Raw genomic sequence first — 243 nt, forward strand, 5'->3', positions numbered from 1 at the left:
GCCTTGCAGGCGGCGCGTGACGCGGGCGCGGCGGTCGTGCGCGACGAGGTGCTGCCCGGGCTGGGCGAGCGCATGGTGGTGCTGCGCCTGCCGGCCGGTGCGTCGACCGCGGCCATGGTCGAGCGCCTGCGCGCCATCGATCCGGACGGCAGCTACGATTTCAATCATGTCTACACGGGCAGCGGGGCGGCGGGCGGCGTTCGCGCCGGCGAGGGAGACGCCGTGCGCATCGGCCTCGTCGAC

1 pseudogene is annotated in these 243 nt (G+C 75.3%); it reads left to right on the forward strand.

The features are described 5' to 3' along the window. A pseudogene (locus ACEN88_RS36105) lies at positions 1-243 on the forward strand (hypothetical protein); the annotation flags it as partial.

The sequence above is a fragment of the Massilia sp. CT11-108 genome, from assembly GCF_047302915.1.
Classification (GTDB): domain Bacteria; phylum Pseudomonadota; class Gammaproteobacteria; order Burkholderiales; family Burkholderiaceae_D; genus Telluria; species Telluria orientalis.